Raw genomic sequence first — 25,868 nt, forward strand, 5'->3', positions numbered from 1 at the left:
GCGACGGAGGTCACGCCCAAGTTTGTATCGCCCTCCGACCCGGCGGCGCGCTGGACGGGAGCGCACGGCGGCCAAGCTAACGCCGATCCACCGAACCGCGCGCGGTTGTTTCGGTCTCGACGATCATCACAAGGTCAGATCCGATTGGGAGGATGGCAGGCGCTTGCGCGGCTGGGTCGCGCGAACCGACGAGATTAATCTGCTCACGGCAGCTTACGGCAACGTGTTCGGAGAGAAGGTGCCTCTGCCGCCAGTCAATCCTTCCTTTGATTTCGTAGTCCCAAATGACGGCTCGCTTCCACTGGATGGTGCGGTTCCCTCAATTATTAATAGGCGCGGAAAACCTAGGGCGATGGCCGCAATAGCTGATCTGGACGCGCGATTGGAGTCTGTTACGCTCGAACATCCGGACCCGGTAACCATACGGGCGCTGTATCAGGAGCTTAAGGTTGATCGCGCACCTCAGGTCGTAAACGGCTCGAGATTGCGCTATCGGGCACTCATAAAAACTCCCGCCGGCTCTAAAGAACTAACATAAATTCGCGACGTCGGCTCTGGGTCAACCACGGGCGTGGCCGCAGGCCGAGGGCACAGCCGGTCTGCCCTCAGCTCCGGAATTCCCGTGCGTTCGGGCACTTGCGCTTCGGGCCAAAAGCGGAGATCGCCTGAAACTCAGGTGAAGTTCACGGCCGTTGTATTGCCGCCACTTATAATGACGCCGACCCTTTCTCCTTTCGATGGCTTATAGGTGCCGGACAGCAGTGCCGCGAAGGCGGCAGCCCCACCTGGTTCTGCCACGATCCGCAATCTTTCCCAAAGTGCCTTTTGTGATGCAACGATTGCATCATCCGTCACGAGCACGACACCGTCGACATATTTCTGAACAATTGGATAAACGCGATCACCTACTCGACGCGGCGCAAGCGAATCGGCTGCGACACCCCCCGCCTCTGCATCTGTAGGACGTCCGGCTTCCAAGGCCGTAGTCAGCGTAGGCGAAGCGGCGGGTTCAACCCCGATAACTTTGATACGTCCAGCGTACCAAGCTGCGACTCCAGCGATCAGGCCCCCTCCACCAACAGAAACGAGCAACGTTTCTATATCGGCAGCCTGCTCTTGAAGCTCAACTCCAATGGAACCCTGACCGAGAATCGTCTGGTCCTGATCGAACGCATGCACTGGCAGCGCGTCGGATTTTCGTACCCAATTCTCACTTGCAACGAGCGCGTCGGCATACCGATCACCTTCGACCACAAGGTCGGCACCGTACGAGCGGATGCGTTCGATTTTGGACGGCGACGAAACAGTAGGGACAAAGATTTTTGCTGGGATCTTAAGCTGCATGGCTGCATAAGCGACGGCCGCACCATGGTTCCCTCCCGATGCTGCAGCTACGCCGGCTTTAGGGATATCGCGAGTCAGCAGGTTTGCGAATGCACCGCGGGCTTTGAAAGAGCCCGAACGCTGCATGAGCTCAAGCTTGAGCAAGAGCTTGCCAGCCGAGACGCCGACATCGGACGGGTCGATTTCGAAGATCGGCGTGCGCCGTATGTAAGGACGGATGAGCTGCTCACAATAGGAGATGTTTTCCCTGCTGAGCCCGTCGAACTGAACAGTCATCGCGCCTCCAAATGCCTTCACCGTTGAAAGAAGCATCGGTTGACATGTATCCAGATATTTCGTTAATTAGCAATATGCCTAAGTTATTGGATGATTTGGATGCGGCCTTGCGAGCACTATCCAACGATCGGCGTCGCCTAATTTTGGAGTGGTTGAAGTCTCCGAAACGTCATTTCAGGGCCCAACAGGATGGCGATCTCGTTGAGGACGGCGTTTGCGGTGTTCTGATCGCAGAGAAACTTGGCGTCAGTCAGCCAACCGTCAGCGAGCACCTGAAGGTTCTGTCTCAGGCCGGCTTTCTCCGCGCCAAACGCGTGAAACAGTGGACCTTTTACAAGCGTGATGAAAGCCGGATCGCAATTTTGAAGAAAGCGATCGTCGACGAAATATAGCCTGCTTGCGGTCAGCTTCGGGTCAAAAGCGTTCCTATGGTCCTTTTGACGGCCTGCTTCCGGTTCGCTCCGGGAGCGGACGTCGCGAGCGCCAGCCGAGAAGGTCCGTGAGGCGACGTCTCGAATCAGGCTCTCGGCCGTGCCAACTCAGCGCTCCTGAAATAGTCGCGCGGCGTGCCGTTGACGCGCACGCACTCGACTCAGAAAGGTGCCGAGGTGTCTATTCGTCGTCGACCCAAGCGCAACGATGCTAAGGGAGTCGCTCTAGTGCCTTCCTCCCAATCGATACGCGGCCGTCACTCATCATGGGGGGCCGCCGTCCTTCTCAGGAGCGACATTGCCTCGTCTCGGCTACGAGGGCACCGAATAGTGGCCATTAAACCAGAAATGGATTGGCTCCGTCGATTGCTCGGCCATGCTGGCGTACTGTGGATGGAGGACCGAAGCACGTCTGGCAAGGCGAACCGGGTTCGCATTCCACACATCCCGGTGCCCTGATCGACCCATAGCTTTGCCCTTCGAGGGCAGGATGGGTATGTCCGCCGAAGTCTATGGCTTGCTGTTCTGCCAGATCCCTGAGAGCGGGTTCGGCAGCGGGACATAATCGCGCGTGTTCTAAAGGGCAGATCGAGGGTGAAGATGGTAAAAGGGTCGCGCCGGCCGGGCTGTCGTGAACGGAGTCGCTAGCAAGTATGGACGCGTCTCCGCCATTCGGCTTTCATCCCTGGCGCATCATGATGTATCGCTCGCCGGGGGCAGTCGGTCCCGCGTCCCGGCTTCGCCGTCGCAAGCTGACGCTCCTGCGGCTGCCCTCTTGACCGGTCTCGCGATCGCAGTCGGTCCCGCGCCGCAAGGCGGCGCTCCTGCGGCTGCTCTTTCGCGCTCCGCGCCCTGGCGGCTGATCGCCGCGCCTTCTCTTCAAAGAAGATCCCAGGGCAAAGAGGTTCCCAGGAGCAAGCGGCGCCTCGCGTAAGGCGGCTTCGATTCCCTTGATCTCTATCGTGGTAGGCGTTCGCCCCGCGGCGATCATTCATTCCGACCTCGGGCCGGACGCACGAGGCTGCGGATCGTGAGCTCGTCGTGTAGATGCCGAAATCTGGCAGGCTCACCTCTGCGATGCTTGGCAGGGCCCGACCACTTTGAGCGCGACCGATCGTCTTGCAGTCCAGCTGTCCGAAGCCGTGCCGCGTGGTCTAGAATCGTTTTCCTTTGGTTCCATCAGCTTCGCGGCAGCGACGCTACAACGCCACCCGATGACTCCACACGAGCGAGCGCTTCGAGTCTCGGACGCGGAAAAGGTTGTCGCCGGGAGCTGTAGGGTTGGGGCGCAAGGCGAGCCCGTCTTTGTGAAATCCGCCGGCTCGTTCAGGCCGCAGGTATATCTTCCTTGGCCGGCCCGCGTGCGACGATCTCGAGCGCGCCATCGGGCAATGGACGTTGCAGCTCCTTGGCCTCGTTCCATGGCGCACGCAGCCAGACCTCCCTTTCTTCTTCGGTCGTCAGGATGACCGGCATCGCCTTGGGGTGGATAGGTGCGACCACGGCGTTGGGTTCCGTGGTCAGGAAGCCGTAGACCAAATGAGGGCCTGGCAGCGGCTTGGATTTCGTGCCGCGGTCGCCTTTGAACTCGGTCCAGATGCCCGCGAAGCTGGTCAAGGGGCGATCATCAGACAAGGCAAACCAGACGACGTCCTTCTTCTTCGTCTCCGGGTTCGGCTCGGGCGCATATTCGGCGAAGCTGTTGAAAGGCACGAGGCACCGGTTCTCGGGCTTGAGCCAGCCGCGCCAATGCGGAGACGACGTGTTGCGGATGTTGGTCACGGGTGGCCCGCCAGTCCGCGGAGGTGGCGGCATTCCCCACCGCATCATCATCATCTCGCGGTCATCTCCGGTGCCGCGAATGATCGGAGCCGGATAGTCGGGGAAGACGCCCGGCATCGAGGGGAGATTGCCCGCGAACTGGCGAACGATCCGAAAAAGTGCGGCGATCGCGGCCTGGTTGGTGGTGATCGAGTAGAGATTGCACATCGTCAAGATGATCCCGGAACCAAGCGTCTCGCGGTCGGCATGTGGTGAGAGTAGATGTGCTCGGTACTTGTCTTCAGGTCGATCACCGCGCCGCAGAAGCAGCGCGAGCCACCTGACTTGGTTTGGGTCGGCAGAGGACATCCGGCCTCCCGCATCTGATCCTTCCAGGCGACGAAGGCCTGGTGCTGGCGCCATTCGTCGAAATCTTGCTGCGACCGATTCGATAGGAAGACGTTCCATGCTGCCTGGAACGCGTCGCGCGCCTGCTCATAGGTGCTGGCGCGGCCGAGCTGTTGCTCGCCTGGATGACTGCCTGGATAGAAGCCGCAGAACCACTGCCAGACGGGCGAACCGGAGGGGCCTTCGGGGCGCTCTGCAATCGTTCCTGCCTCGACGTCTCCGAAGTAAATGCGCCAGGTCTCGTTTGGCGAGTGCGGATCGCGGCGACGGGTGAGTGTAGGCATGCCGCATTGATTCCAGTCCGGCGGCTGAAAGTGAAGCCGCTACGCCTTGGGTGCAACTACATCGTCGTCCTCAATCTCTGGGCCGGGCGGTTCGGGAACCTGAACGGGAGCGCTTGGTCTTGAGCTCGATCGAGAGCTGGATTGCACAGCGCTGTGCGCTCCTGTTTGGCGGCGAGAGGTCGTGGCCACCCTGCCGCTCACGGAACTCCATTTGGAAAGACGGTTCTCAGATACCGATCGTCAGCCCTCCCCCGCGCGGGAATTCGCGAGCGGTCGCCCGCGCTTTGGCAACATCGGCCGTGAGTATTATTCTCGAGATGAAATGTGGACGTGCGTCGGCTACACGAACGCAGGCTACGAGCCAAGCGTGAGCGAGCGCTTGCAGCAAAACGCCTTGGATTAGACGCAAGCGCTTCATGGTGGCGGCAAAGACGCGTCGAATTTTCTTCTCAAACAGCTCCGGCTTTGCCGGCATTTCAACACGGACATCTTTCTCTCACGCGGGAGCGACAGCTGAAGACGTTTGGAAAGCGGTCTCGTGCCTGGATCTCGATGGGGTCTGTGCTGCTTTTTCAGGTCGACAGGTTGTGTTCGCTCCGAACAGGTTCTGACCAATGCCCATTCCGCCGCTCGATCCCGCTGTCGCCGACCTCGCGCCGACCGATTCCGTTCTGACATCGTATGATGAGGAACATGTTGTGACCTATCTCCGCCTTCTGGATGCAACATCCGAGGGCGCGGACTGGGAGGAGGTTGCCCGGCTCGTCTTGCACATCGATCCGGTCAACGAACCCCAGCGTGCCCGCCGCGCCTTCGATAGCCATCTGGCGCGGGCGAGGTGGATGTCTGAGAAGGGTTATCATCAGTTGCTACGCGGATCGGATCAGACGTAGCTCTGAGCTCCTGAGGCTGCGGCAGGCCCGCTTGGATTGGAAACAACCGCGGTCCGTCGCGAGCATGGATTGAACGGGCTTGCGAGATCATACGCAGGCAACCGAACTCAAGTTGCGGTAGAAGCGATCGAACGCATGCGGCGCAGCTTCAGCCAGCTTCGAAGCCGCCTTGCGGCATGCGCCGCGATCCACGGTCTTGGCCGGCACTCAGATCCTTCTCCGGGCGACTGAGGGCGTGGACAAGAGATCAGGGCGGAAGCCGCACGCGGAGCGTCCCTGGGTCGCGCCTGAGGCGTCATCTGGCTGCCGCTCGCGCTTGATCCTGCCGGTGGGTCTGCGAGCTCGCCCAATGGCAGTGGGCGGGCGATCGCTATCCCAGGATTTTCGGAACTGCCCTTGAGCGCGGCATTCAGCATGCCACTGATCGGCCTCCTATGCTCAGCCGCACCGGTCACCGATGAAAAGACGGCTCGTGGCCGATAGGGGCTGTCACAAAGGCTGCGCCCGCCGCGGCAAAGACGAGTCGCTTCCTTGAGGCGAGGGGGTGCCGAAACCGCGCCCCTCGATCTCCGGCATCCCCCCTCGCTGCCCTGCGCGTCGATCATGTCCGTCGACGCGCCGAACGACCCGCGAGGGCGCGAACCTGTCCCGGAGGATGCTCGATGCCCGATCAGATAGCCGGTTCCCCGCCGCGCTTTCTTCGTACACCCGAAGCTGCGCGTTATCTTGGTCTGTCCGGCCGCACCCTGGAAAAGCACCGCACTTACGGCACCGGCCCCTTATATCGCAAGATCGGCGGCCGCGTCGTGTATGCGCTCGACGATCTGAAAGCCTGGGCCGATCGCGGCACCAAGACGTCGACGGCTGATCCCGGCCAGGGCACCGTTCTGCCGGCGAAGCGACATCCAGGTCTCATTCCCTATGCAGGGCAGGAGCGTCGCGCGTCGCGGGCTGGGCGGGCTTGAACGTGCGAGGTTTGCGCAAGTCCGAGCGCGATCAGCTCGATCTGTTTCGCGCGCTGCCTGGCGATCTGGCGCCGCGCGATGCGCAGGATCTGATGGCCTATCCGTTCTTCTCGCTGGCCAAGAGCAAGCGCGTCGTGCCGATCTACTTCCGCGCGGGGCCTGTCGCCATTCGGGTCGAGGCCGTCCCCGAACATGGCATGGCGACGATCTGGGATGCGGATGTTCTGATCTGGGCGGCGTCACAGATCGTCGAGGCTCGCGACGCCGGACTGAAGACGTCGCGCCTGATGGCCGCCACGCCGTATGAGATCCTGACGTTTGTCGGTCGCGGCACCGGCGTGCGTGACTACGACCGTCTGAAGGCAGGACTTGATCGGCTGCAGTCGACGACCGTGCTCACCTCGATTCGTCAGCCGGCCGAGCGGCGGCGGCACCGCTTCTCCTGGATCAACGAGTGGAAGGAGACGGCGGATGCCCATGGCAGGCCGTCCGGATTGCAGCTGATCCTGCCGGACTGGTTCTATTCGGGCGTCATCGATGACGCGCTCGTGCTGACGATTGATCGGGCCTATTTCGCGCTGACGGGCGGGCTGGAGCGCTGGCTGTACCGCCTCGTGCGCAAGCATGGCGGCCATCAGGATGGCGGCTGGAGCTTCGATCTCCGCTATCTGCATGCCAAGTCCGGCAGCCTCTCGCCGCTGAAGCATTTCGCCTACGATCTTCGCGAAATCGTCCGCCGTCAGCGCCTGCCGGGCTACGAGCTGGTCCTCACCCGCGATCCAAACGGCACCGAACGGCTGAACTTCGCAGCCGCCGTTACTGACCCGGTCGCAAGGCGTTTCGCCAAGCATCACCCCTCGAGCTCCGCAGGGGACAAGCTGTGAATTGTCTCGTGCTATCGGGGACCGGAGGACGCGTGCCATCGAGGACCGGATCGTCGTGCCATCGGGGACCGAAGTCGACCCTAAGCCTTTGGTCTGGCGCGTCCTTTCCGCCTTCTAACTTACCTAACCGCAAAATCCTTCGGATTTTGTCTAACGGGCCCGCGCTTTGGGACGCCGGTGCACGCTGGCTTCTCCTGCTGTCGACAGCGGAGACCGCGCGAGACGCCCCCGGTTTCCTCATTCCCGGCCCGCAGAGCCGTCCAGATTTCGTCAACCTCAGAGTTTGCCAATGAGCGAGCTGACGCGTGTCCAATTGCTATGGCTGCAGGGAAAGATTGAAAACCGCATACGCTTCGGTCGAACCGTGCGGGAGCTCCGCCTCGACCATTATCGCCGGGAGGTCGCGTTCGCGCCGGGAAGCGTCTTTGCGTTCGTGCGCTGGTCGTCGAACGATTACGGCACGGTGCTGTCGCGGATCAACGTTCTGCAGGCCGTTGGCCCCGGAGAAGCCTGTGCGACCGTGCCCTTCGTCGCTCCGGGAGCAGCGATCCTGTTGCAGGTGTTTGGCTGGCCGAAGGTCGAGCGGGTGCTGCAGCAGATCGACGCGATCGAGGCGCTCGGCATCGATCCGGCGGATGTCGCACCGGATCATTGGTGGCACGTTCAGAACCGCATGGCCGTCGGACAACCGCCGCGTCCCTACACGGATCTGCGCCATCGGGCCTGGCTGCATCGAAGGACGATCATGCCATGACGAAAGGGCTTGCCATTGGCGTCGCGATACTCGCCGGGGTGTGGCTCGTGACGGAGGTCGGGCGACCAAGGTTGCGTCCGCTGCTCATCTGGAATGTCTCCGGCAGCGTTCCGATCGGCCTCTATCTGGTTCGGCCGGTCCGGCAATGGGTCACCAACGAGATCGTCGTTGTCCTGCCCCACGGCGTGTTGGCCGGATGGCTTGCGGACGAAGGCTACCTGCCCAGGGGCGTACCGATGCTGAAGCGCATTCTCGCTCTTCCAGGCCAAGCCGTTTGTCGTCACGAGCATGTCATCCTGATTGATGACGTCGAAGTCGGCATCGCGCAAGAGAGCGACAGACAGGGCCGGCCGCTACCGGATTGGCGTGGCTGCCGCATCATCGGCGGTGACGAGCTCTTTCTGATGAACAGGCAATCGGATAGTTCGCTGGATGGACGCTATTTCGGTCCGACGGCGACATCGGACGTCATCGGGCGTGCCATTCCCGTGTGGACGAGGCAGCCGTGATGATGCACGCGTTCTGCGCACGACCTGCGAACGTCATGCCGACTTTGATGAGCAGCCGCTGCGATCGGAAACGGTCGTCATTGAGGTCGGCACGAGAGGCTTTGAATGACAAAGCCGACCGCAGCGGAATTCCTCGTGACGTTGTCATGCGGTGCGATGCGTCGGCCTCGATGATGATTGTCCGTCGCAGTCTTCACGGCCGCCGATGCTTCGCCACTGTTTCCGGCAGGCCGACGCGGAGCGTCAGACCGAGAGCCGAGGCGAGGGTCCAAAGCCAGCCGCAAGCTGCCGACGGTCGATCGCAAGCTGCCGACGGTCGATCGCAAGATAAAAGCGGCTCGCCTGTTGATCAGCAAGCCATTGACATGGCTCGCGTTCAACCGTGCCGTCCGGTCGGAGCGCGTGTCGCGCTGATGCTCTTTCTCAACAACATCAATGCTGCTTTCGGCACTATAGCCTCAATCCTTGCCGCGGGGTGCCGCGCATGAGCACCAGAGAGCGCGAATTCCGCATCCGTCCGGGGCGCATACGTCAGGCGCGTGAGAGGAAGGCCAGGAGCTTCATCAATCGCGTCCTGCGCGCGGCGAACGCCGCGGGGCACGTCACACTGCCCTCGGTGATCGACGGACGCCGGCCGGCCCGCACCCATTCGACCTTCGGCCGCGGCCGTCTCAGCTTCAGTCGCGAGCGCCTCTTTGCCTCGGGCCGCCGCGTCACGGTGAAGGCCCGCATCGCAAGGCACAAGGGCCACGCGTTCCGGTCGGCGCCGCTGGCGATGCATCTGACCTATCTCAAGCGGGAGGGGGTCACCCGCGACGGCGAGCCGGCAAGGATGTTCGATGCGCGAGCTGATCACGCCGACGAGGCCGCCTTCGAGGCGCGGAGCAGCGACGACCGGCATCATTTCCGCTTCATCGTCTCGCCAGAGGACGCAGCCGACATGGTGGACCTCAGAGCGTTCACGCGCGATCTGATGCGGCAGATGGAAGCTGATCTGTCGACGCGTCTCGAGTGGATCGCGGTTGATCATTGGAATACGGACCATCCGCACGTTCATGTGCTCGTACGCGGTGTCGATCAGACGGGCGCAGATCTCGTGATGGCCCGCGACTATATCGGCCGGGGCCTGCGCTCCCGGGCCGAGGAGCTGGTGGCGCTCGAGCTCGGTCCGAAGCCTGAGCACGACATCCGCAACGCACTGGAAAGAGAGATCACCGCGGATCGCTGGACACGGCTCGATCGTGAAATCCGCATGGCCTGCGATGAGGTGGGGGCCATCGATCTCCGTCAGCGGGTGGCAGCGGGTCCTGATCCCGAGGTCCACCGCCTGATGCGAGGGCGCCTGCAATATCTCGAGCGCCTGGGACTGGCAGCGGCGGCCGGACCCAACGAGTGGATGGTCGAGCTTGGCGCAGAGCGACAGCTCCGCGAGCTCGGCACGCGTGGTGATATCATCAGGACCATGCATGAGGCGTTCGCTCGCCGTGGTGAGGAGCGGAGCGCTGCGGACTACGTCATCGACGGGATCAACAGTCCATCATCGATCATGGGGCGGTTGGTCGATCGTGGACTCCACGACGAGCTGACCGGCGAAGCCTATGCGGTGATCGATGGCATCGACGGCCGTGCCCACCACGTTCGCTTCCGCGGGATCGAGGCTTTTGCGCAGGCGCCTCAGCTTGGCGGCATTGCCGAGATCAGGCGCTTTGGCGCTGCGGAAGAGGCGCGGCCGACCCTGGTCCTGGCGACGCGCTCGGACCTAGCCCTGGCCGATCAGATCAAGGCCGAGGGAGCGACCTGGCTCGATCATCGGCTGGTCGAGCGTGAACCTGTCTCCCTGGCCCTCGGCGGATTTGGCGCGGAGGTGAGGAGCGCGCTGCGCAGCCGGGCAGAGTATCTCGCGGACCGGGGACTGGCGCAGAGACATGGCCAGCAGATCGTCCCGCAACGGGATCTTCTGAAGACACTACGCAGGCAGGAGCTTGAATCCGTGGGCGCGCGGCTGTCGGCGACCAACGGCGCGCCGCAGCTGAAGGTCGACCCCGGCCAACAGATTGCGGGCATCTACCGCCAGCGGCTTGTCCTGGCCTCCGGCCGCTTCGCCATGATCGACAATGGTCTCGGTTTCTACCTCGTCCCGTGGTCGCGCGACATCGATCACCGGCTCGGTCAGAAGGTCACGGGCCTTGCGAAGGCCACTGGCATCGACTGGCAGCTTGGTCGCAAGCGCGACCTCGGTCTTTAGCACTCGGGAGACACCACATGCCTGCGACCCGAATCCAATGGGCACAATTACTCGCCGTCGTGCTGATCAACCTGCTTGCGATATGGGCCGCGACCGAATGGACGGCCTGGCGGCTCGCCTTCCAACCGCGATTGGGGACGCCATGGTTCATGCTGTCCGGCTGGCCAGTCTACTTCCCACCGACCTTCTTCTGGTGGTGGTTCATCTACGATGCCTATGCGCCCTCCATCTTTGCCGAAGGTGGGGCTATCGCGGTCAGTGGCAGTCTCGCGTCTATTGCGGTTGCGGTCGGCATGTCACTGTGGCGGTCGCGGGAGGCGAAAGCCACAGCAACTTACGGGTCCGCGCGCTGGGCCGAGCTGGGCGAGGTGCGCAAGGCGGGACTGCTCGGCGAGGACGGCGTGGTCCTGGGACGGTTGGGAGCGCGCTACCTGCGCCATGATGGACCGGAGCACGTGCTCTGTTTTGCACCGACGCGGTCTGGCAAGGGCGTCGGTCTCGTGGTGCCGTCTCTTCTGACGTGGCCGGGATCGGCGATCGTTCACGACATCAAGGGCGAGAACTGGCAGCTCACGGCAGGATTCCGCGCGCGGCACGGCCGCATATTTCTGTTCGACCCGACCAACCCGAATGCCTCAGCCTACAATCCGCTGCTCGAAGTCAGGCGAGGGGCCTGCGAGGTGCGTGACGTCCAGAATGTCGCCGACGTGCTGGTGGATCCCGAGGGATCTCTCGACAAGCGCAATCATTGGGAAAAAACCAGCCATTCGCTTCTGGTCGGTGCCATCCTGCACGTTCTCTATGCCGAGCCCGACAAGACCTTGGCCGGCGTTGCCGCGTTCCTCTCCGACCCCCGGCGCACGATCGAGGCGACGTTGATGGCGATGATGGCGACGCATCATCTGGGCGCGGCCGGGCCGCACCCGGTGGTGGCATCGACAGCGCGCGAGCTTCTGAACAAATCGGAGAATGAGCGCTCGGGCGTCCTTTCAACGGCGATGTCATTCCTCGGTCTTTACCGGGATCCGGTGGTGGCTGCTGTCACGGGGAGATGTGATTGGCACATTGCTGATCTGGTTGCAGGGGAGGAGCCCGCGACGCTGTATCTCGTCGTGCCGCCATCCGACATCTCACGTACGAAGCCGCTCATTCGTCTGGTTCTGAACCAGATCGGCCGGCGTTTGACCGAGGATCTCAAGGCAAAGCAGAGCCGCCATCGAGTCCTGATGATGCTGGACGAGTTTCCGGCGTTAGGCCGGCTCGACTTCTTCGAATCCGCTCTCGCCTTCATGGCTGGGTACGGCATCAAGAGCTTCCTCATTGCGCAATCGCTCAATCAGATCGAGAAGGCCTATGGGCAGAACAATGCCATTCTGGACAACTGCCATGTCCGCGTCAGCTTCGCGACCAACGACGAGCGAACCGCCAAGCGCGTCTCGGACGCGCTCGGCACCGCAACCGAAATGCGGGCCGTGAAGAATTATGCCGGGCATCGCCTGGCGCCATGGTTGGGTCACCTCATGGTGTCGCGCCAGGAGACGCCGCGTCCGCTCCTGACGCCGGGCGAGGTGATGCAATTGCCGGCGCCTGATGAGATCGTGATGGTCGCCGGCGCACCACCGATCCGCGCCAGGAAGGTGCGATATTTCGAGGATGCGAGACTGGTCTCGCGCATCCTGCCGCCGCCGGACATCGCCAGGACCAGAGCGTCTGTGGGGGCGGATGACTGGTCATCGCTTGCGCCCCTTACGCCCGTGCTCGCCGGATCCCGGCTGACGGTGCCCCCCGAGACAAGGGACGAGCAGGCCAATGGCGGCTTGCGCCGCGAGCCGGAGCTGCCGCAGCACGAAGCGATTGCGAGCGAAACGACGAGCGTAGATCCGGCGGACGAGTTTTCTGTCGTGTTCGATGACGATGATGGGACGCCGCAGCTGGTCGGCTCACGCGATGCGAGCACGACGGGGATTGCGCGTCAGGCTGCGCTCGACCCGCGCGATGACATGGGCTTGTGAGGACAAACCAATGCGGGATCGAATGAATGTCTACTTCCCGCCGGAGCTGCTGCGGCAGATCGTAGAGCTCGCCGATCGCAGGAAGCTTTCGCGCTCGGCCATCGTCGAGGCGGCGGTTCAGTCGTTCCTGTCGCCGGATGCGGCTGATCGGCGCGAGGCGGCGCTCACACGCCGGCTCGACAGGCTGTCGCGGCAGATGCAGCGGCTCGAGCGTGATGTCGGCATCCTTGCCGAGACGCACGCATTGTTCGTTCGCTTCTGGCTCACCGTGACGCCCCCGCTGCCGTCCGAAGCGCAGGCCACAGCGCAGGTCAAGGGACGCGAGCGGTTCGAAGGCTTTGTGGAGGCGCTCGGCCGCCGGCTGCAGAAGGGGCAGAGCTTCCTGCGCGAAATCCCCGAGGATTTCGTCAGACCGCCGTCGAGCGAGCCCGGCTCCTGAGGCGGAGGAAGCGTCGATCGGGACCGTTCCAGCGCGCGGGTTGAGCTTGGCATCTACGCCAGAGTTTCTTTCCACCCGCCAGGCTCCGAATGTTCGAATCTTGCGCGTGCCAGGCCAGGCAAGCTGACCTAATCGACGGACCGGATGAGGTCCGAACGATGAAGAAAAAACTCACTTTGCAGCTATCCAGCGAGATTCTCGCCCGCCTTGCCGGCGCAGCCGAGGAAAGATGCGTGAACCGCACGATCGTCGTGGAAAAGGCGCTCGAACGGTTTCTAGCCCAGCCGCTGGATGGACCGATGCCGGCGCAAGATCGCCTGCAGGGCCTGGAACAGCAGCTGCAAACGATTCAGCGCGACATCGCGGCCCTCAATGAGACGGTCGCCCTTCATGCACGCTACCATCTGGCGTTGACGTCGCTGGCGGATCAGGAGAGCACGGGCGCAGCAAGGGGCGGTGATCGTGATTTCGACCAGGCGATGCGGATTGGCGCGATCCAACAGCTGCAGCGTGACTTGTCGGAAAGGCAGCGACAGACGGGACCCGATGTCGCTGCGCGAGCCAGTCAAGTGAGCCAGCCATTTCCGGCTCAATTTCGCCGTGCCGAGCCTTCGATCGCCGAGGTGTCCTGGGGCGTGCCTGCCGCCGGGGAGGGCGGCGAGGATCCCTTTCGCCTCCCGCCACAAGCGAGCCGTTGAGCGCGCCCGCGAGCACGCGGATCACGGCGGTTCGTTGTCGGCCTACACCTTCGGCCGCAAGGGCACCGAAGCCGGAGAGCAAGGCCACCGCGAGATCACAGGCTGGCGGCTCGCCGCCCTGGTGTTTCTGCCCTTCGCCATGGGCTATTTCCTGTCCTATCTGTTTCGCACCATCAATGGACTCGTCTCTGCCAGTCTTGCCTCAGAGCTCGGGTTGAACGCGGCCGATCTTGGTCTGATCACGGCGGCCTACTTCCTGGTCCTTGCGGCTGCCCAGATCCCGGTCGGCATGATGCTCGACCGCTATGGCCCGCGCCGGGTTCAGAGCGCGCTTCTTGTCGTCGCGGCCTTGGGCGCGGAAGCCTTCGCAAGGTCGTCGGGGCCGCTCTCGCTGCTCCTCTCACGCGCCCTGATCGGGCTCGGGGTCGCTGCTGCTCTGACCGCGGGCCTGAAGGCCATTGTTCTGTGGTTTCCGCGCGAGCGGGTGGCGTTGGTCAATGGGTACATGGTCATGCTCGGGGCGCTTGGCGCTGTCAGCGCGACGCTGCCCGCCGAAGCGATCCTGGTGAAGACCGGATGGCGCGGCCTGTTTGACATCCTGGCCGTCGCGACCGCTGCAGCGGCGATCCTGATCTATTGCCTGGTGCCGGAGCGCGAAACGCAGGCGTCGTCCGCGTCGGAAGCAGGTGGCTTGCGGAGCATTCTTCGCGACGTCCGGTTCTGGAGGGTCGCGCCGCTATCCGGAGCCTGCATCGGATCGGCGTGGTCGCTCCAGGGCTTATGGGCATCCGCGTGGCTGGCCGACGTGGAGGGCATGACCCGCGCCCAAGTCGTGACAGCGCTGTGTCTGACCGCCCTGATGCTCAGCCTCGGTGCGTGGATGCTCGGTGCGCTGGCCAACTGGACACGACGCAGGGGATTAGGTCCAGAGCATTTGCTGGCTTTGATCGCCGTGCTCTCCATGGCGGCGCAGCTGGCCCTGGTATGGCGGCTGCCATTGCCGGCGATCGCGCCATGGCTGATCATCGCGATCGTCGGCGCCGCCACCGTGCTCAGCTTTGCGATCATCTCGGACTATTACCCGAAGGAATTGGCTGGCCGCGCCAACGGGGCCTTGAACGTGGTGCATTTCGGGTGGGGGTTTCTGGCTCAGTACGGGATCGGTGTTTTGCTGGCCCAATGGCCGCAATCCAATGGGCACTATCCTGTCATCGCCTATCAGGTTGCCTTCGGAGTGAACCTCGCGCTGCAGGCAGCAGCACTGATTTGGTTTGCCGCTCCACGAGAGCAGAGACCGCGATCATCGGAGGCGAGCAGCGGGACCGAGATTGTCGTGGCCGACCTCGCCGCGACCTCAAGCGAGCACCCGGCTCTCTCCCGCGAGCCGGCAAGCCATGCCAGATGGTGAGCCGACGCCGCGGCGCCGGTGGCGACCTTCGCCTTTGCTAGAGCAGCGTTCGCCGTCGCTCTCGGCCGCGAGGGGGCGGTGCTGCGGGCCCATGACCCGCGCTCTGAAAGCTGCTGCCCCGCCTTGGTGATCTGCTTGTCCCGCCCGAAAGAGCCCTCCTGTCTCTACGCTTTCCTGCGCCAGGCTACACCCGAAGCGCTGTTGGTCTTGCTGCTGCAGGAGGTCTGCATCTCTGATCATCACAAGCGATGCTGACCGCGCTTCAATGATCGGAGATGAGAGTGACCGGCTTCGTCCAGACACAGCGCATCACGCGTGGCACCCGCATGCTGCGGACGGCATTGGGGCCTGCCATCGCGCGTCATCTCGACGATCAATCCGTCGTGGAGATCATGCTCAATCCGGATGGCCGGCTCTGGGTCGATCGGCTCGCGTCTGGCTTGGCCGATACCGGTGAGAGTCTTGCTGCCGGTGATGGCGAGCGCGTCGTCCGGCTGGTCGCGCACCACGTCGGGCTCGAGGTCCATGCGGGCTCTCCGCGCGTGTCGGCGGAGCTGCCGACGACGGGCGAACGTTTCGAAGGCCTGCTGCCGCCGCTCGTTGCAGCTCCGACATTCGCCATCCGCAAGCCCGCGATCGCCGTCTTCACGCTCGACGACTACGTGGCTTGTGGGATTGCGACCGCAGAACAGGCCGGCGCGTTGCGGCGGGCTGTTGCCAACCGTTGCAACATTCTGGTGGCCGGCGGCACCTCGACCGGCAAGACCACGCTGGTCAATGCCTTGTTGGCTGAAGTGGCGATGACCGGCGATCGCATCGTGCTGATCGAGGATACGCTCGAGCTGCAATGCTCGGCGCCCAACCTCGTGACGCTTCGAACCAAGCAGGGTGTGGCGTCGCTTTCGGATCTGGTGCGCGCCGCGCTTCGGCTGCGCCCGGATCGCATTCCGATCGGCGAGGTCCGCGGGCCCGAGGCGCTCGATCTCGTCAAGGCTTGGGGCACCGGCCATCCCGGCGGCATCGGCACCATTCATGCCGGGTCCGCACTCGGCACCCTCCGGCGGCTGGAGCAGCTGATTCAGGAGGCCGTCGTGAGCGTCCCACGTGCTCTGATTGCCGAGACGATCAACGTGATCGCCGTTCTCGCCGGGCGCGGCTCGCAGCGGCGGCTCGGCGAGCTCGTGCGTGTCGAGGGGCTCTCACCTTGCGGGGACTACATCCTCGTTCCCTTGGGAGATCAGCGATGAAGGCGCGACTGTCTCGCTGGTCCATCGCCACGATTGCGATTGCTACAGCTGCAGTGCTCGTGGCGGTGGCGCCGGTGCATGCGGCGGGCTCGAACATGCCTTGGGAGCAGCCGCTCAACAAGATCCTGCTTTCAGTCGAGGGACCGGTCGCCAAGATCATCGCCGTGATCATCATCATCACGACGGGTCTGTCACTGGGTTTTGGCGAAACCTCCGGTGGCTTCCGGCGGCTCATCCAGATCGTCTTCGGTCTCTCCATCGCCTTTGCCGCCTCGAGCTTCTTCCTGTCGTTCTTCTCCTTCGGCGGCGGCGTGGTGTTGTGATGGATAGTGAGATCAAGGGCTTCAGCGCGCCTGTGCATCGCTCGCTGACCGAGCCCATTCTGCTCGGGGGCGCGCCGCGATCGGTCGCGATTGTCAACGGCACCGTGTCGGCGGCGCTCGGCCTCGGTTTGCGGCTCTGGTTCTTCGGCCTGCTGCTCTGGTTCGTCTGCCACATGGTCGCGGTCTGGGCGACACGGCGCGATCCATCCTTTGTCGAGGTCGTGCGCCGCCACCTGCGGATTCCCAATCATCTCAGCCAGTGAGGCTCTCATGTTCAATTTGGCCGAATACCGCCGCACCAATATCCGGCTTGCGGACTTCCTTCCCTGGGCGGCGCTGGTGGACGAGGGCGTCGTCCTCAACAAGGACGGCTCGCTGCAACGGACGGCGCGTTTTCGCGGGCCTGACCTGGAGAGCTCGGTCGCGTCCGAGCTCACAGCAGTCGCCTTCCGTCTCAACAACGCTCTGCGGCGCCTGGGGTCGGGCTGGGCGATCTTCGTCGAGGCGCAGCGGCATTCGGCCGGAGCCTACCCAACTTGCGTGTTTCCGGATGCCGCGTCCGCCCTGGTCGATGCCGAGAGAAAGGCACAGTTCGAGGAGCAGGCGGCGCACTACGAGTCGAGCTATTATTTGACGTTTCTATACCTGCCGCCGCGAGAAGACCTAGCCCGTTCCGAACGCGTGCTCTATGAAGGCGCGCCGCAGCGGGAGGGCGCGCGCGGCCGCGACATCCTGCGAAGCTTTGTCGATCGCACCGACCGCATCCTGCAGCTCGTGGGCGGCTTCATGCCGGAATGCGGCTGGCTGGGCGACGACGCCGTGCTGAGCTATCTGCACTCGACCGTCTCGACCAAGCGCCAGCGGGTCCGCGTCCCTGAAATCCCCATGCATCTGGATGGGCTGCTCGCCGACCAGCCGCTGACCTGCGGCCTCGCGCCGATGCTGGGGGCGGTCAATCTCCGCGTGCTCACCATCATCGGCTTTCCCTCTGCAACGACGCCAGGACTGCTGGACGAATTGAACGGGCTTGCATTCGCCTACCGCTGGTCGACCCGCGCCATCATGCTCGACAAGCAGGATGCCGTGAGGCTCGTGACACGGATCCGCCGGCAGTGGTTTGCCAAGCGCAAATCTCTGGCGGCGATCCTCAAGGAGGTCGTGACCAACGAGGCGGCAAGCCTCGTTGACAGCGACGCCCACAACAAGACCGCTGACGCCGATGCGGCGCTGCAGGATCTCGGCTCCGATGAGATCAGCCAGGCCTATGTCACCGCGACCGTGACGGTGTGGGATCCTGATCCGGCGAGGGCTGACGAGAAGCTGCGCTTGGTGGAGAAGGTGATCCAGGGGCGCGATTTCACCTGCATGACGGAGACTGTGAATGCGGTTGAGGCCTGGCTCGGCAGCCTTCCGGGGCATGTCTATGCCAATGTGCGCCAGCCACCGTTGTCGACGCTGAACCTTGCGCATCTCGTCCCGCTCTCGGCGGTCTGGGCAGGTGAGGTGCGTGACCATCATCTGAGGGCGCCTGCGTTGCTGTTCGGCCGCACCAAGGGCGCGACGCCATTCCGGTTCTCGCTCCATGTCGGCGATGTCGGCCACACGCTGGTGATCGGACCGACCGGAGCCGGCAAATCGGTGCTGCTGGCGCTGATGGCTCTGCAGTTCCGCCGCTATCCGAATGCGCAGATCCTTGCGTTTGATTTCGGCGGCTCCCTGCGGGCCGCCGCGCTTGCCATGGAAGGTGACTGGCATGATCTCGGTGGAGCGCTGTCGGCCGATAGCGAGACCTCGATCGCGCTGCAGCCGCTGGCAGGCATCGGTGATGTGATGGAGCGCGCCTGGGCGGCGGATTGGATCGCTGGCCTGCTGGTCCGCGAGAAGATCGTGGTGACGCCGGACGCCAAGGAGCATCTCTGGTCGGCGCTGACCTCGCTGGCTTCCGCGCCAGCTTCTGAGCGGACCCTGACCGGCCTGTCGGTGTTGCTGCAGTCGAACAGCTTGAAACGGGCCCTCAAGCCCTATTGCCTCGATGGCGCTCACGGACGACTGCTGGATGCCGATCATGAGCTCGTCGGCGATCGGTCGGTCCAGGTGTTTGAGACCGAGGGGTTGATCGGGACCGCTGCAGCTCCTGCTGTCCTCGCTTATCTGTTCCACAAGATCGCTCGGCAGCTCGACGGCCGCCCGACACTTCTGATCATCGATGAAGGGTGGCTGGCGCTGGACGACGCAGACTTCGCGGGCCAGCTCAGGGAGTGGCTGAAGACCCTGCGCAAGAAGAACGCCTCCGTCGTTTTCGCGACTCAGTCGCTATCCGACATCGACGGCTCGCCGATCGCACCCGCCATCATTGAGAGTTGCCCGAGCCGCATCCTGCTGCCGAACGAGCGGGCGCTCGAGCCACAGATCATGGGCATCTATCGTCGCTTCGGTCTCAATGATCGTCAGATCGAGCTCGTCAGCCGTGCGGCCCCCAAGCGCGACTATTACTGCCAGTCGCGCCGGGGCAACCGCATGTTCGAGCTCGGTCTCGGCGAGGTCGCGCTCGCCTTTGCCGCGGCGTCGTCCAAAGCCGATCAGGCCGCGATCTCGGACGTTCTGAAGTCCGCCGGCAGGGACGGCTTTGCGGCAGCGTGGTTGCGGCACCTCAAGCTTGGCTGGGCAGCAGACCTCATCCCCGGCCTCGACAATCTGGAGACGCGGCAATGATCTCTGGCAAGCGATGGGCCACGTCGTTGGCGCTGCTGGTTCTGACCTCGGCGGGGCCGGTGCGGGCCCAGCTCGTCGTCTTCGATCCCAACAATTATGCTCAGAACGTGCTGACCGCTGCACGTGAGCTGCAGCAGATCAACAATCAGATTCTGGCCCTGCAGAACCAGGCCGAGATGTTGATCAATCAGTCGCGCAACCTCGTCAACCTGCCGTATTCGTCATTGACGCAGCTGCAGCAATCAATCGAGCGGACGCAGGATCTGCTGAAGCAGGCTCAGCGCCTGGCCTACGACGTGCAGCAAATCGAGCAGGCGTTCAAGACGATCTATGCGCCGGCAGCCGCCGGCGTCAGCGCCGCTGACCTCGCAGACAATGCGCGCTCACGCTGGCAGACGTCCGTGGCCGCGCTGCAGGATGCGCTCAAGCTTCAGGCAGGCGTGGTCGGCAATCTCGACACCATCAGGAGCCAGTCCGCCGCGCTGGTTGCCGCGAGCCAAGGAGCCGCCGGCGCCTTGGCTGTCAGGCAAGCCGGCAACCAGATCCTGGCGATGCAGGCGCAACAGCTCGCGGATCTGACGGCGGTTGTGGCCGCCCAGGGACGGGCGCAGAGCCTCACCATGGCGGAGCGCGCGGCGGCCCAGGATCAAGCACGCGAACAGCTCCGCCGCTTCCTGACGCAGGGTCAGGGCGACCAGCCCTCCAACGTACGAATGTTTCACTGATGATGACGAGCGTTCCGGACCAAATTGGCGGATCCCCCGCCGCGGCTGCCCGGCAGCTCATGATTGAGATTGCCCGATGACAGGAACGGGGATCATCGATCAATTCCTGGAGACCTTTACCCGGACAATCGACAGCGGCTTTGGTTTGGTGGGCGGTGAGGTCGGATATCTCGCAACCACGCTCGTTACCATCGATGTGACGCTTGCTGCGCTCTTCTGGGCGTTTGGCGGCGAGGACGATGTCGTCGCCCGGCTGGTGAAGAAGACCTTGTTTGTCGGCGTGTTCGCCTACCTGATCGGCAATTGGAACAGCCTCGCCCGGGTCGTCTTCGAGAGTTTCGCAGCACTCGGCCTGAAGGCCTCGGGCTCGGCGCTGTCGGCGGCGGACTTCCTGCGCCCGGGCAGGATCGCGCAAGTGGGTCTCGATACCGGGCGGCCGCTCCTCCAGGCGATCTCGGGCCTCCTTGGATATGTGAGCTTCTTCGAGAACTTCCTGCAGATTGCGGTCCTGTTGTTTGCGTGGGTGGTCGTGCTGCTCGCCTTCTTCATTCTGGCCATCCAGCTCTTTGTCACCCTGATCGAGTTCAAGCTCACGACGCTTGCTGGATTTGTGCTCATCCCGTTTGGTCTGTTCGGCAAGACCGCCTTCGCAGCCGAACGTGTGCTCGGCAATGTCATCTCCTCCGGTGTGAAGGTTCTGCTGCTCGCCCTGATCTCAGGAACCGGCTCGACCCTGTTCGGTCAGTTGACCCAGGTGACGGGCGGCGATCCTCCGACCGTCGAGAGTGCCATGGCCCTGGTCCTGGCGTCCCTGGCGCTGCTCGGCCTTGGATTGTTCGGGCCCGGGATCGCCAATGGTCTTGTCAGTGGCGGACCGCAGCTTGGAGCAGGGAGCGCGGTCGGGACGTCGCTTGCAGCGGGTGGTCTCGTCGTGGCCGGCGCCGGCATGGCCGCTGGCGGAGCAGGGCTCGCAGGCGGCGCGATCTCTGGCGCAAGCCGTACTGTCGCGCCGCTTGGTGCGGCGGCGTCCGGCGGAGGGCGCGTCAGCGGCGCTGCCGCCGAGGCAGCAGGAGCGAACGCGAGTCCCCTTCGCCAAAGGGCGAATGTCCAGGCCGGCGGCTCGGATCAGCCGGGTCAGGCCGATGGCTCGGGCTCTCCGACGTGGGCGCAGCGCATGAAGGCAGCGCGCGCCGTCCATCAGGGCGCATCTACAACGGCACAAGCCGTTCGCCATGCCGAGCGCGGCGGGCAGGGAAGCGCGGTCGATCTCTCCGAGGGGAAATCCTGACATGTTCAAGCGGTCATCTGTTCATTACGGCCATACGCCCGAGCCGGTGACGCCCTATCAGAAGGCAGCACAGGTCTGGGATGAGCGCATCGGCTCTGCGCGCGTGCAGGCCAAGAACTGGCGGCTGATGGCATTCGGCTGCCTCACCCTCGCCGCAGGCTTCGCGGCCGCCCTGATCTGGCAGTCGGCCCGCGGTACGGTGACGCCCTGGGTGGTCGAGGTTGGCCATCTCGGCGAGGTCCAGCGGGTGGCGCCTGCGGTGGCTGACTACATGCCGACCGATCCGCAGGTCGCCTTCCATCTTGCCCGGTTCATTGAGGACGTGAGAGGTCTGCCGGCCGATGGCATCGTGCTGCGCCAGAATTGGCTGCGCGCCTACGACTTCACGACCGATCGCGGCGCGGCTGCCCTGAATGACTATGCCCGCTCCAATGATCCTTTTAGCAAGCTCGGGAAGATCCAGGTCTCGGTCGAGGTCTCCAGTGTGATCCGCGCCTCGCCGGACAGCTTCCGGATCGCCTGGGTCGAGCGTCGCTACGAGAACGGCGCCTCGGTCGCGACCGAACGCTGGAGCGCGATCCTCACCCTCGTGCTCGCCATGCCGGACGATGCTGACCGCCTGCGCAAGAACCCGCTCGGCGTCTACGTCCAAGCCATCAACTGGTCGAAGGAGCTGTCGCAATGAGCAAGCCAATGGTCCGGAAGGCTGGAGGGCCAATGATCGCGGGGGCCGCCGTTCTGGTTCTGCTCTGCAGCTGCACAACGACCAATCTGCCGAAGATAACCTATGACAGCGAAACACCACCATTGCCGGCGCCGCCAGCTGCGCTGGATGGAAAGGTTCCGCCGCTTCATCTTCCGCCGCCCTGGAAAGTGTCCCTTGGTGGCAAGGCGGGAGCTCAGGAAGAAGCGGAGCCGCTCGACCGCGTCGAGATGGCCAATAGCGCGGCGCGGGTCGAACCGCGCAAGAAGGGCTACTTCAACGCGACGCAGATCTATGCCTACAGTCCCGGCGCGCTCTATCAGGTCTATGCGGCGCCCGGGCAGATCACCGACATCATGCTCGAGGAAGGTGAACAGCTCACAGGGTCGGGGCCCGTGTCCGCCGGCGACACCGTGCGCTGGGTCGTAGGCGATACCGAGAGCGGTGCGGGCGAACGCCGCCGCGTCCACGTCCTGGTCAAGCCGACGCGTGCCGCGATCGAAACCAATCTCATCGTCAACACCGACCGGCGGACCTATCTGCTCGAGCTGCGCGCCCGCGAAAAGCCGTATATGCCCGCCGTGGCTTGGTACTATCCCCAGAATGCCGAGACGAGAGCGCGCCAGCTCGTCTTGAGGCCGGAGCTGCCCAATCCGGCGCTGCGGCGCTTCCGCTATCGCATCGAGGGGGATGATCCGCCATGGAGGCCGGTCAACGCCTATGACGACGGTCGCAAGGTCTATATCGAGTTTGCCCCTGGCATTGTGCAGGGTGAATTGCCGCCCTTGTTCGTCATCGGGAGCGATGGTGCGCCCGAGATCGTCAACTACCGTGCCTTCCGCAACATCATGATCGTCGATCGGCTGTTTGCCGCGGCCGAGTTGCGCCTCGGCGGCGAGGAGCAGCGCAAGGTCAGGATCGTCAGAACCGACGGAGCCTCAGGGTGAAAAACGAGGAGGATGAGGCTTCTGCGTCTCAGGCTCCGTCTGCAGCCGAGAAGGCTGAGCGGCGCACGAAAAGAATGCGCCTGAACGGAGATCTTCCCCCCGTCACACGGCTGTCGCGCAATGTCCTGGCCGGCGGCAGCGCAGTGGCGCTCCTGTTGATGGGGGGCGCCGTCGTCTGGACATTGCAGACCAACAGGCCGAGCAAATCGGGCCCATCCGAGCTCTACAGCACTGATCATCACGACATCGCGGACGGTGTTTCGGCCCTGCCGCGTGACTACGCCAGTCTTCCCAGGAACGTCCCAGTGATCGGACCGCCGCTGCCCGGGGATCTCGGCAAGGCGATTGTCGCTGCGCAGGGCCAGGCGCTTGCGGTCACCCCCGATCAGGAGCAGCTCCGCCATGAGCAGGAGCGGGATGCCGCTCGCTTGAGCCGCCTGTTTGCGACGGTCAATGTTCGTGGCACCGAGGCCGCGGCGAGCGGGCCTCAGACCAGCGAACGCGCGGGCGCGATGTCCAGTCCCGACGACGCGTTCGCCCAGAATGGCCAGGACCGCAAGCTCGCCTTCGTCAATGCCGCGGTCGATCGCCGGACCACGAGTGCCGACCGTGTCAGCCCGCCGGCCTCCCCCTATGTGGTCCAGGCCGGGACCGTGATTGCGGGAGCCCTGATCACGGGCATTCGCTCCGACCTGCCGGGGCAGATCACCGCACAGGTCACCGAGAACGTGTTCGATTCGCCGTCAGGCCGCTTCCTGCTTGTCCCGCAGGGCGCGCGGCTGATCGGGATATACGATAGCCAGGTGACGGCCGGGCAATCGCGCGTGCTCCTGGTCTGGACCAGGCTGATCATGCCCAATGGCCGGTCGATCGTCCTGGAACGGCAGCAGGGCGCCGACGCTGCCGGCTATTCGGGTCTCTCGGACGAGGTCGATAACCACTTCAGGCAGCTGGTTGGCGCAGCGCTGCTCTCGACGCTGCTCTCGATGGGCAGCGAGGTCAACGCGGGCACCAATCAAAATACGAACAATGCCGCGATCATCCAGGCGCTCCGCCAGGGCTTCGGCAGCTCCATGAGCCGCACAGGTCAGCAGCTCGTCGGTGAGCAAATGAACGTCCAGCCGACTCTGACCGTAAGGCCGGGCTTTCCGGTCCGCGTGATCGTCAATCGTGATCTCGTGCTCGAGCCGTATCAGGGGTAGCAGTCATGGCAAAGTTGAAGATCTCGGAACTTCCCGACGAGAAGCCGGTCAAAATCACGGTCGAACTGTCAGCGGGCGTGTTTCGCGATCTGCAGGCCTATGCCGAAGCTGTTGGCCGCCATTCGGACCAGCCGGCCAATGATCTTGGTCGCCTGGCCTCGGCAATGGTGGCACGTTTCATGGCGACTGATCGGGCGTTTGCCAAGTCGAAGCGGGCACCAGCCATCAAGGCCAAATAGACCCGGAGCCGCGCATCGCGTTGGCTTGCTCCGCTCAACCTCGGCGTTGGCCTATCGTCCATTGAGGAACAGCAATGTCCAACCCGGAGCGGCCCTGGCTTGCGTGCCCTGGGCGGCAAAATGGCCGAAGATTCCGGATCGCGCTTATCCAACCTTCACGAGCCCTTCCAAGTCCGGGCTGCAGGCCAATCCTTCAGCGGGCTGCGACAGAGCATCCTCTGTCAAGCGCGGGGACAGTGCGGATGGGGCAGACGCTACAGGAGAGGGGCTCTCATGCAGGACCTTTGGGATGCCCGTATGCTGGCGAACCAATTCCAGGATGGCTGATGATACCCCGATATAGGCTGCCCCAATGTCATGCCCTTGCAACGGCAGCTTCGCTCCCAGTGGCCTCACCGGGCAGCCATGGGCAGCGATGACATTCTTGAAGATCCAGCTGGGCATGACCCCAAGATAAGACGAGATGCTGTTGGCGAGGCCGAATTCCTGACAAGCCTGTATGAGCTGCCCGATCACTCGGCGCCGTCCGTCGGCGCTGAGCGCGCGATCGCAGCCGAAGCGCGATGCTTCCCAGACAGCGTCCGAATGCGGCAGCGAGCCTTCGACCAGGTTCGGCCACAAGGACTTGACCATGTAGGGGCGTGTGGTCGGAATCAGCCGTGCAGTTCCAAGCGCCTGATCTTGCTCGTCCACCACCAGGATGTAGGTGGCTGCCGGTGTGTCGAACTCATCATATTCCATGCCCTGATAATGAGGCACGGACCACCCCTGGCGCTCGACGAACATCCGGTACCGCAGCCGATGATGCGAAATCCAGGCTTCACCATATCGATGGATGGTTTCCCACCTGATTAAAAGGGTACGCATGAGCATCTTCCAATGTGCCACGTGACGGGAAGATGCAGACTAATCGGCACAGCGTCAGCGAGGCAGCTACCCAGTCGAGTAGTTCGCGCGTCTGTGGAGCGGCTGCTGTCCTACCGGCTGCTCGGAGGAAGACAACTGTCAGACATCGCCCCAATATCACCTACAATCTGGCGCAATTCTGAGTTGTATTGAAGTGTAGTTCTTGGCTTTTGCAAGGCTCGTCCAGGCCCGTTTGAACGGGTTCAGTGTGGGATGGCCGCGAGGCCTGACTTGCGCGCGCTGCGTGCCGGGAGAATGTCCCTAG

Annotated in this window: 26 protein-coding genes; 22 read left to right on the top strand and 4 right to left on the bottom strand. The window is 63.6% G+C overall.

Annotated features, from left to right (window positions below; all coding sequences use genetic code 11):
• Nucleotides 1-85: 85 nt before the first annotated feature.
• Nucleotides 86-538 (top strand): VOC family protein, encoded by a 453-nt coding sequence (locus tag QX039_RS22515; protein ID WP_315773578.1) that lies wholly within the window; start codon nt 86-88, stop codon nt 536-538.
• A 134-nt stretch (nt 539-672) separates the two neighbouring features.
• Here the strand turns inward: QX039_RS22515 and QX039_RS22520 are convergent, their stop codons facing one another.
• Entirely contained in the window at nt 673-1,656 is a 984-nt protein-coding gene (locus QX039_RS22520; RefSeq protein ID WP_315773459.1) for a threonine/serine dehydratase, read from the bottom strand.
• Nucleotides 1,657-1,664: 8 nt separating this feature from the next.
• On the opposite strand from QX039_RS22520, the gene QX039_RS22525 reads away from it, so the two are divergent.
• Nucleotides 1,665-2,012 carry an ArsR/SmtB family transcription factor gene (locus QX039_RS22525; RefSeq protein WP_409998912.1) on the top strand — a complete coding sequence of 116 codons (348 nt, stop codon included), beginning with the start codon at nt 1,665-1,667 and terminating at the stop codon, nt 2,010-2,012.
• A gap of 1,365 nt (nt 2,013-3,377) precedes the next feature.
• Here the strand turns inward: QX039_RS22525 and QX039_RS22530 are convergent.
• The gene (locus QX039_RS22530) at nt 3,378-4,040 is read right to left on the bottom strand and encodes an SOS response-associated peptidase (RefSeq protein WP_315718658.1); all 663 of its coding nucleotides are present in this window, start codon (nt 4,038-4,040) and stop codon (nt 3,378-3,380) included.
• Nucleotides 4,041-4,042: 2 nt separating this feature from the next.
• On the bottom strand, nt 4,043-4,504 hold the full coding sequence (locus QX039_RS22535; protein WP_315773461.1) for a hypothetical protein: 462 nt from the start codon (nt 4,502-4,504) through the stop codon (nt 4,043-4,045).
• A 614-nt stretch (nt 4,505-5,118) separates the two neighbouring features.
• Between QX039_RS22535 and QX039_RS22540 the strand changes: the two genes are divergently transcribed.
• From QX039_RS22540 to QX039_RS22635, 20 genes are all read left to right on the top strand, one after another.
• Complete coding sequence (locus QX039_RS22540; RefSeq protein ID WP_315773463.1) at nt 5,119-5,397, top strand: DNA -binding domain-containing protein; 279 nt, start codon at nt 5,119-5,121, stop codon at nt 5,395-5,397.
• 662 nt (nt 5,398-6,059) lie between these two features.
• Complete coding sequence (locus QX039_RS22545) at nt 6,060-6,362, top strand: helix-turn-helix domain-containing protein (RefSeq protein WP_315773465.1); 303 nt, start codon at nt 6,060-6,062, stop codon at nt 6,360-6,362.
• A 2-nt stretch (nt 6,363-6,364) separates the two neighbouring features.
• Nucleotides 6,365-7,246: a replication initiator protein A gene (locus tag QX039_RS22550; RefSeq protein WP_315773467.1), complete on the top strand. Its 882-nt coding sequence runs from the start codon at nt 6,365-6,367 to the stop codon at nt 7,244-7,246.
• Between the two features lie 289 nt (nt 7,247-7,535).
• Entirely contained in the window at nt 7,536-8,000 is a 465-nt protein-coding gene (locus tag QX039_RS22555; RefSeq protein WP_315773469.1) for a DUF2840 domain-containing protein, read from the top strand.
• On the top strand, nt 7,997-8,509 hold the full coding sequence (locus QX039_RS22560) for a S26 family signal peptidase (protein WP_315773471.1): 513 nt from the start codon (nt 7,997-7,999) through the stop codon (nt 8,507-8,509). Before QX039_RS22555 ends, QX039_RS22560 begins: the two co-directional genes overlap by 4 nt.
• A gap of 484 nt (nt 8,510-8,993) precedes the next feature.
• The gene (locus QX039_RS22565; RefSeq protein WP_315773473.1) at nt 8,994-10,754 is read left to right on the top strand and encodes a relaxase/mobilization nuclease domain-containing protein; all 1,761 of its coding nucleotides are present in this window, start codon (nt 8,994-8,996) and stop codon (nt 10,752-10,754) included.
• A gap of 17 nt (nt 10,755-10,771) precedes the next feature.
• Nucleotides 10,772-12,766 (top strand): conjugal transfer protein TraG, encoded by a 1,995-nt coding sequence (locus QX039_RS22570; RefSeq protein WP_315773475.1) that lies wholly within the window; start codon nt 10,772-10,774, stop codon nt 12,764-12,766.
• Between the two features lie 10 nt (nt 12,767-12,776).
• Nucleotides 12,777-13,205, top strand: a complete 429-nt coding sequence (locus tag QX039_RS22575) for a CopG family transcriptional regulator (RefSeq protein WP_315716450.1) — start codon at nt 12,777-12,779, stop codon at nt 13,203-13,205.
• 158 nt (nt 13,206-13,363) lie between these two features.
• Nucleotides 13,364-13,903 carry a hypothetical protein gene (locus QX039_RS22580; protein WP_315773477.1) on the top strand — a complete coding sequence of 180 codons (540 nt, stop codon included), beginning with the start codon at nt 13,364-13,366 and terminating at the stop codon, nt 13,901-13,903.
• 34 nt (nt 13,904-13,937) lie between these two features.
• Nucleotides 13,938-15,311 carry an MFS transporter gene (locus QX039_RS22585; RefSeq protein ID WP_315773479.1) on the top strand — a complete coding sequence of 458 codons (1,374 nt, stop codon included), beginning with the start codon at nt 13,938-13,940 and terminating at the stop codon, nt 15,309-15,311.
• Between the two features lie 275 nt (nt 15,312-15,586).
• The gene (trbB, locus tag QX039_RS22590) at nt 15,587-16,558 is read left to right on the top strand and encodes a P-type conjugative transfer ATPase TrbB (RefSeq protein WP_315773480.1); all 972 of its coding nucleotides are present in this window, start codon (nt 15,587-15,589) and stop codon (nt 16,556-16,558) included.
• Nucleotides 16,555-16,881: a TrbC/VirB2 family protein gene (locus QX039_RS22595; protein ID WP_315773481.1), complete on the top strand. Its 327-nt coding sequence runs from the start codon at nt 16,555-16,557 to the stop codon at nt 16,879-16,881. The genes trbB and QX039_RS22595 overlap by 4 nt, the downstream gene beginning before the upstream one ends.
• Nucleotides 16,881-17,144 (top strand): VirB3 family type IV secretion system protein, encoded by a 264-nt coding sequence (locus QX039_RS22600; protein WP_315773483.1) that lies wholly within the window; start codon nt 16,881-16,883, stop codon nt 17,142-17,144. The genes QX039_RS22595 and QX039_RS22600 overlap by 1 nt, the downstream gene beginning before the upstream one ends.
• Before the next feature lie 7 nt (nt 17,145-17,151).
• Nucleotides 17,152-19,593, top strand: a complete 2,442-nt coding sequence (gene trbE, locus QX039_RS22605; RefSeq protein WP_315773485.1) for a conjugal transfer protein TrbE — start codon at nt 17,152-17,154, stop codon at nt 19,591-19,593.
• Nucleotides 19,590-20,318, top strand: a complete 729-nt coding sequence (trbJ, locus tag QX039_RS22610; protein ID WP_315773487.1) for a P-type conjugative transfer protein TrbJ — start codon at nt 19,590-19,592, stop codon at nt 20,316-20,318. The genes trbE and trbJ overlap by 4 nt, the downstream gene beginning before the upstream one ends.
• A 76-nt stretch (nt 20,319-20,394) precedes the next feature.
• Nucleotides 20,395-21,606 carry a P-type conjugative transfer protein TrbL gene (trbL, locus tag QX039_RS22615; RefSeq protein ID WP_315773489.1) on the top strand — a complete coding sequence of 404 codons (1,212 nt, stop codon included), beginning with the start codon at nt 20,395-20,397 and terminating at the stop codon, nt 21,604-21,606.
• A 1-nt stretch (nt 21,607) separates the two neighbouring features.
• Complete coding sequence (gene trbF / locus QX039_RS22620) at nt 21,608-22,291, top strand: conjugal transfer protein TrbF (protein WP_315773491.1); 684 nt, start codon at nt 21,608-21,610, stop codon at nt 22,289-22,291.
• 32 nt (nt 22,292-22,323) lie between these two features.
• Nucleotides 22,324-23,256, top strand: a complete 933-nt coding sequence (gene trbG / locus QX039_RS22625; RefSeq protein WP_315773492.1) for a P-type conjugative transfer protein TrbG — start codon at nt 22,324-22,326, stop codon at nt 23,254-23,256.
• 74 nt (nt 23,257-23,330) lie between these two features.
• Complete coding sequence (locus QX039_RS22630; RefSeq protein WP_315773493.1) at nt 23,331-24,458, top strand: TrbI/VirB10 family protein; 1,128 nt, start codon at nt 23,331-23,333, stop codon at nt 24,456-24,458.
• Between the two features lie 5 nt (nt 24,459-24,463).
• Nucleotides 24,464-24,697 (top strand): DUF2274 domain-containing protein, encoded by a 234-nt coding sequence (locus QX039_RS22635; protein WP_315773495.1) that lies wholly within the window; start codon nt 24,464-24,466, stop codon nt 24,695-24,697.
• Nucleotides 24,698-24,841: 144 nt separating this feature from the next.
• Here QX039_RS22635 and QX039_RS22640 read toward each other — a convergent pair whose 3' ends face one another.
• Nucleotides 24,842-25,564 (bottom strand): acyl-homoserine-lactone synthase, encoded by a 723-nt coding sequence (locus QX039_RS22640; RefSeq protein ID WP_315773497.1) that lies wholly within the window; start codon nt 25,562-25,564, stop codon nt 24,842-24,844.
• Nucleotides 25,565-25,868 lie beyond the last annotated feature (304 nt).

The sequence above is a fragment of the Bradyrhizobium sp. SZCCHNR1043 genome (assembly GCF_032489675.1).
Taxonomy (GTDB): domain Bacteria; phylum Pseudomonadota; class Alphaproteobacteria; order Rhizobiales; family Xanthobacteraceae; genus Bradyrhizobium.

Excerpts from the sequence above, each read along its gene's own strand:
- QX039_RS22520 (WP_315773459.1), bottom strand. The coding sequence starts at position 1,656 with ATGCTTCTTTCAACGGTGAAGGCATTTGGAGGCGCGATGACTGTTCAG.
- QX039_RS22525 (WP_409998912.1), top strand. The coding sequence starts at position 1,665 with ATGTATCCAGATATTTCGTTAATTAGCAATATGCCTAAGTTATTGGAT.
- QX039_RS22530 (WP_315718658.1), bottom strand. The coding sequence starts at position 4,040 with ATGTGCAATCTCTACTCGATCACCACCAACCAGGCCGCGATCGCCGCA.
- QX039_RS22535 (WP_315773461.1), bottom strand. The coding sequence starts at position 4,504 with ATGCCTACACTCACCCGTCGCCGCGATCCGCACTCGCCAAACGAGACC.
- QX039_RS22540 (WP_315773463.1), top strand. The coding sequence starts at position 5,119 with ATGCCCATTCCGCCGCTCGATCCCGCTGTCGCCGACCTCGCGCCGACC.
- QX039_RS22545 (WP_315773465.1), top strand. The coding sequence starts at position 6,060 with ATGCCCGATCAGATAGCCGGTTCCCCGCCGCGCTTTCTTCGTACACCC.
- QX039_RS22555 (WP_315773469.1), top strand. The coding sequence starts at position 7,536 with ATGAGCGAGCTGACGCGTGTCCAATTGCTATGGCTGCAGGGAAAGATT.
- QX039_RS22560 (WP_315773471.1), top strand. The coding sequence starts at position 7,997 with ATGACGAAAGGGCTTGCCATTGGCGTCGCGATACTCGCCGGGGTGTGG.
- QX039_RS22565 (WP_315773473.1), top strand. The coding sequence starts at position 8,994 with ATGAGCACCAGAGAGCGCGAATTCCGCATCCGTCCGGGGCGCATACGT.
- QX039_RS22570 (WP_315773475.1), top strand. The coding sequence starts at position 10,772 with ATGCCTGCGACCCGAATCCAATGGGCACAATTACTCGCCGTCGTGCTG.
- QX039_RS22575 (WP_315716450.1), top strand. The coding sequence starts at position 12,777 with ATGCGGGATCGAATGAATGTCTACTTCCCGCCGGAGCTGCTGCGGCAG.
- QX039_RS22580 (WP_315773477.1), top strand. The coding sequence starts at position 13,364 with ATGAAGAAAAAACTCACTTTGCAGCTATCCAGCGAGATTCTCGCCCGC.
- trbB (WP_315773480.1), top strand. The coding sequence starts at position 15,587 with ATGAGAGTGACCGGCTTCGTCCAGACACAGCGCATCACGCGTGGCACC.
- QX039_RS22595 (WP_315773481.1), top strand. The coding sequence starts at position 16,555 with ATGAAGGCGCGACTGTCTCGCTGGTCCATCGCCACGATTGCGATTGCT.
- QX039_RS22600 (WP_315773483.1), top strand. The coding sequence starts at position 16,881 with ATGGATAGTGAGATCAAGGGCTTCAGCGCGCCTGTGCATCGCTCGCTG.
- trbE (WP_315773485.1), top strand. The coding sequence starts at position 17,152 with ATGTTCAATTTGGCCGAATACCGCCGCACCAATATCCGGCTTGCGGAC.
- trbJ (WP_315773487.1), top strand. The coding sequence starts at position 19,590 with ATGATCTCTGGCAAGCGATGGGCCACGTCGTTGGCGCTGCTGGTTCTG.
- trbL (WP_315773489.1), top strand. The coding sequence starts at position 20,395 with ATGACAGGAACGGGGATCATCGATCAATTCCTGGAGACCTTTACCCGG.
- trbF (WP_315773491.1), top strand. The coding sequence starts at position 21,608 with ATGTTCAAGCGGTCATCTGTTCATTACGGCCATACGCCCGAGCCGGTG.
- trbG (WP_315773492.1), top strand. The coding sequence starts at position 22,324 with ATGATCGCGGGGGCCGCCGTTCTGGTTCTGCTCTGCAGCTGCACAACG.
- QX039_RS22630 (WP_315773493.1), top strand. The coding sequence starts at position 23,331 with ATGCGCCTGAACGGAGATCTTCCCCCCGTCACACGGCTGTCGCGCAAT.
- QX039_RS22635 (WP_315773495.1), top strand. The coding sequence starts at position 24,464 with ATGGCAAAGTTGAAGATCTCGGAACTTCCCGACGAGAAGCCGGTCAAA.
- QX039_RS22640 (WP_315773497.1), bottom strand. The coding sequence starts at position 25,564 with ATGCGTACCCTTTTAATCAGGTGGGAAACCATCCATCGATATGGTGAA.